This is a genomic window from Acidithiobacillus sp. TH-A36 (genome assembly GCF_057473445.1).
Genome location: NZ_JBYCKP010000603.1, coordinates 1 through 2,574, shown reverse-complemented (window position 1 = coordinate 2,574; position 2,574 = coordinate 1). Strand labels below are relative to the sequence as shown.

Sequence of the window (2,574 nt, the reverse complement as noted above, 5' to 3'; positions counted from 1 at the left end):
CACGATCCTGGCACTCATCGCACTGGGCATTGCGCTTTGGTCGCGTAGGCACTGAATCCACCCCCACCCCACGGCTTCGGCTTTGGGGTTTTTCTTTTTGGGTGGCTATTCTTGCACCAGAACTCAGTCTGTTGGAAACTTAGTTCTGAGCGCATCGCTTTTTTCCGTTTAAGCCACGAACACGGGGTTCGTGCGTCTTTTTTTCAGGAGAAAAGCGATGTCGCAGGATATTCTTTTTAATGCCGCCCTTTCGTTGCTGTCTGAAGGTGGCTTCATCGAACAGGTTGCCTCTAATCCACTGGCCTTTCGTTTGGTGTATGAGGGCGATTCTGTCCCTCTCTCTGGGGGGATCGTACAGCGTTTGCAAAACGGTCGGCATATTCGGGAAGGCAGTAGTCTAAACGGAAGAAAACGCTTCTATGCTAAAAAGGGGGCTGATCATGGAAGATTTTAACGGGTTCCCTCTGCGCCTCTGGTTAGATTCCGATACAAAACAATGGGAAGCTATGGTTCTGGATGTTCCTCGTGCCTGCATTTCCGCAGGCGGCGAAACTCCAGAAAAAGCTATCGAAGATCTGCGTATCGCTTGGGATCTGTGCTATGAAGGGGAAGAAAAACCTTTCCCTAATGCAGTTTCTACCGATTAGATCGTATCGCACCCCATGCTTCGGACTGGGGTTTTTCTTTATCATCCCCTCCCTCTGACTGCGCTTCCATACTTTTTGTCCAGCCCCTTATTTGTGGAATTCATAACATTGACAAATAAGGGGGCGTTCATGAATTTTTCTTTCAACAAAAAAGTCCGTGAGGACATCATCCACACGTTTAACGTGCTGGCTTACGCAGGCGGTTTCACTCAGTTGGGCGTACTTGCTTACAACTTTTTCGAGCACGACAAGGGGATCTCTGGTTTCTTTGCTGCCGTTGGGTATATTCTTGTATGCAAGAGCGTCGTTTGGCTGATCAAGGCCTGCGATGACTAACTTTCTGCAAGGAGATTATCCATGAGTTCGGACATCGTTTTTTGGCAATGGATGGCTACAGCTCTAGTGGCTGTAGTCGGCTATCCTCTGGCGTTTTTCGCTATACGATCCGCAAAAAAGGAAAAGCAGTCGCGCCGTCATCAGCGGCATGCCTAAGTATTCATAAATAAATAACTTGTACTCACTATATAGCGGGTATAGTCTTGCGGCATGGAAGCAGACGCACTGATAGCCGCTCGACACCAAGCGCTCGAAGGGATACTGGATGAGCGGCAGAGACGGCTATATGCGGCGGTAGAAGCGAAGGTGCTGGGTCATGGCGGTGTCAAGCGGGTGAGTGAGGCTACCGGAGTCGCGCGGGGGTCCATCATGGCGGGTCTCAAAGAGCTCAAGGATCCGGAGAACAGGCTCCCGCAAGGCAGAGTTCGTCGATCGGGTGGCGGGAGAAAAAGGCTGGTGGATCGCGATCCGGACTTGCTGGTGGCCTTGGAGGGTTTGGTAGATCCTGCGGCACGCGGTGATCCCCAGTCACCGCTGCGCTGGACTTGCAAGAGCCTCAAGCAATTGGCACGGGAACTGGGCGAACAGGGGCACCGCATCAGCCATGTTTCTGTGGGCATTCTGCTCAAGGAATTAGGGTACAGCTTGCAAGGCAATCGCAAGACCTTGGAAGGCACTGATCACCCAGACCGAGATGCCCAATTCCGGTATATACAGGAGAAGACGCAGCAGGCACTGGACGCAGTGCAGCCCGTCATTTCGGTGGACACCAAGAAAAAAGAGTTGGTTGGCAACTACAAAAATCCGGGTCAGGAGTGGTGGCCGCAGGGCGAACCGGAAGTCGTCCAGGTGCATGATTTTGTGGACAAGGAACTGGGGCGGGCCAACCCCTATGGGGTTTACGATCTCGCCCAAAACGCGGGGTGGGTGAGCGTGGGCACGGATCATGATACCGCTAGCTTTGCGGTGGCCACTATCCGGCGCTGGTGGTTAGGCATGGGTCAGCCCCTTTATCCCGACGCCAAGGAGTTGATGATCACGGCGGATGGGGGCGGGAGCAATGGGTCTCGGGTGCGCCTCTGGAAGCTGGAATTACAAGGGCTTGCCGATGAACTCAATCTGCCGATTCGGGTGTGCCACTTTCCTCCGGGCACCAGCAAATGGAACAAAATCGAGCACCGTCTGTTTTCCTATATCAGCATGAATTGGCGGGGGCGCCCTTTGGTGAGTCACGAAGTCATTGTCAATTTGATCGCGGCTACAACCACCAGCAAAGGCTTGAAAGTGTACGCCGCCATTGATCCTACACCCTACCCCAGGGGTATCAAAGTCACTGACGCTGAATTCGCTACCATCCAAATTGATCGCGATAACTTCCATGGGGAATGGAATTACGTCATCTCACCAAACAAAAAGTCCATGTAGTTTATTTATGATTCCTAATCTATCCACCCACACCCCAACGCTTCGGCTTTGGGGTTTTTCTTTGGCTACCGTTTCCACCCGCGATTGCGGATTTCCAGAGCCAGTTTCAGGTTCCTCTTTGCCCCGGACTCTCCCTGACTCCAGCGCCGGATACTTCGTGGGCTTA

General features: G+C 52.6%; 5 protein-coding genes. All 5 read left to right on the top strand.

Annotated features, from left to right (window positions below; translation table 11 throughout):
• Window positions 1–217 precede the first annotated feature (217 nt).
• The 5 genes from AC2VLY_RS15200 to AC2VLY_RS15180 all read left to right on the top strand — a co-directional run bounded on the left by AC2VLY_RS15200 (window position 218) and on the right by AC2VLY_RS15180 (window position 2,408).
• Window positions 218–454, top strand: a complete 237-nt coding sequence (locus AC2VLY_RS15200) for a hypothetical protein (protein WP_486922567.1) — start codon at window positions 218–220, stop codon at window positions 452–454.
• Complete coding sequence (locus tag AC2VLY_RS15195) at window positions 441–647, top strand: hypothetical protein (RefSeq protein WP_486893281.1); 207 nt, start codon at window positions 441–443, stop codon at window positions 645–647. The genes AC2VLY_RS15200 and AC2VLY_RS15195 overlap by 14 nt, the downstream gene beginning before the upstream one ends.
• A gap of 129 nt (window positions 648–776) precedes the next feature.
• A complete protein-coding gene (locus AC2VLY_RS15190) occupies window positions 777–983 on the top strand; it encodes a hypothetical protein (RefSeq protein WP_486922566.1) in 207 nt (68 codons plus the stop codon).
• Between the two features lie 21 nt (window positions 984–1,004).
• Window positions 1,005–1,139 (top strand): hypothetical protein, encoded by a 135-nt coding sequence (locus tag AC2VLY_RS15185; protein WP_486893283.1) that lies wholly within the window; start codon window positions 1,005–1,007, stop codon window positions 1,137–1,139.
• A gap of 54 nt (window positions 1,140–1,193) precedes the next feature.
• Complete coding sequence (locus AC2VLY_RS15180; RefSeq protein WP_486893284.1) at window positions 1,194–2,408, top strand: ISAzo13 family transposase; 1,215 nt, start codon at window positions 1,194–1,196, stop codon at window positions 2,406–2,408.
• The last annotated feature ends 166 nt before the right edge of the window (window positions 2,409–2,574 follow it).

Coding starts and splice junctions, on each gene's coding strand:
- AC2VLY_RS15180 (WP_486893284.1), top strand. CDS start 1,194: ATGGAAGCAGACGCACTGATAGCCGCTCGACACCAAGCGCTCGAAGGG.
- AC2VLY_RS15195 (WP_486893281.1), top strand. CDS start 441: ATGGAAGATTTTAACGGGTTCCCTCTGCGCCTCTGGTTAGATTCCGAT.
- AC2VLY_RS15200 (WP_486922567.1), top strand. CDS start 218: ATGTCGCAGGATATTCTTTTTAATGCCGCCCTTTCGTTGCTGTCTGAA.
- AC2VLY_RS15190 (WP_486922566.1), top strand. CDS start 777: ATGAATTTTTCTTTCAACAAAAAAGTCCGTGAGGACATCATCCACACG.
- AC2VLY_RS15185 (WP_486893283.1), top strand. CDS start 1,005: ATGAGTTCGGACATCGTTTTTTGGCAATGGATGGCTACAGCTCTAGTG.